Annotated in this window: 1 protein-coding gene; it reads left to right on the top strand. The window is 74.2% G+C overall.

Translation table 11 applies throughout. The annotated features are described in order from the left end of the window. On the top strand, positions 1-1,274 hold a 1,274-nt coding region (locus tag QR78_RS26520), incomplete at both ends, for a sensor histidine kinase (protein WP_125940054.1).

Here is a 1,274-nt window from a genome sequence, read left to right as displayed (position 1 = left end):
TCGTCCTTCGCGTCGCCGGTGCCCCGCTCCTCGTCACCACCGGCGTCGCGAAGGACGAAACGCTGGCGGCCTGGCGCGAGGGCGTGCAGCAGGACGCGGCCGTGGTCCTCGGCATCAGCACCGTGCTGGTCGGCCTCGGCTTCGGGCTGACCCGGGCGATGCTGCGCCACCGCGACCTCGAGCAGGAGGCGCGCCGCGCCGCCGGCATGCTCTCGGCCGGGGAGGCGCGCTACCGGCTGCTCGCCGAGAACACCAGCGAGCTGATCGTGCTCGCCCACGACGACGGACGGCGCAGCTACGTCTCGCCGGCGGTGCGGCGCCTCCTCGGCTACACGCCCGAGGAGGTCGTCGCGATGCGCCTGCGCGACTGCGTCCACCGCGACGACCTCGCCCTCCTGGTGACCCAGGCCCGCCGCCTCGCCGCCGGCGAGCCGCAGGTCAGCGTGGTTTGCCGCGCCCGTCACCGGACGGGAGCGTGGATCTGGGTCGAGGGGGCGTTCCGGCGCATCCCGGGGGCGGCGCCGGGCGAGCCCGCCATCATCGCGACCTTCCGCGACGTCGGCGAGCGCCAGCGCCATGCCCGCGCCCTCGAAGAGGCGCGGATCACCGCCGAGCGGGCGAGCCAGGCCAAGACCGACTTCCTGGCCTCGATGTCCCACGAGATCCGCACGCCGCTGAACGGCGTCATCGGCTATGCCGACCTGCTGCTGGCCGACCGCACCCTGCCGGGCCGGCACCGGCGCTACGTCGACCGGATCGCCGCGGCGGGCGGGGCGCTGCTCACCGTCGTCGACGACATCCTCGACTTCTCGCGCATCGAGGCCGGCGGCATCGCCTTGTCCGAGGTGCCCTTCGCCCCCGCGGCGCTCGTGGACAATGCCGCCTCGATCGTGCGCGGGCTGTCCGAGCCCAAGGGCCTCGCCCTCGACGTCGCGCTCGATGCCTCGGTGCCGGACTGGGTCCGGGGCGATCCCGACCGCCTGCGCCAGATCCTGCTCAACCTCCTCAACAACGCCGTCAAGTTCACCCCCGCCGGCCGGGTCGCGGTGCGGGTCGAGGCGGAGGAGGGGGCGTTGCGCTTCTGCGTCAGCGATACCGGCATCGGCATCGCCCCCGAGCAGCACGGCCGCCTCTTTCAGCGCTTCAGCCAGGTCGACGGCTCGATCCGGCGGCAATACGGCGGCAGCGGGCTCGGCCTCGCCATCTGCAAGGGCCTCGTCGAGCTGATGGGCGGAGCGATCGGCGTCGAGAGCCGGCCGGGGGCCGGATCGACC

The organism is Methylobacterium indicum (assembly GCF_001043895.1).
Classification (GTDB): domain Bacteria; phylum Pseudomonadota; class Alphaproteobacteria; order Rhizobiales; family Beijerinckiaceae; genus Methylobacterium; species Methylobacterium indicum.
The sequence above is the reverse complement of the archived record's forward strand: the minus strand, read 5'-3'. Positions and strand labels throughout refer to the sequence as shown.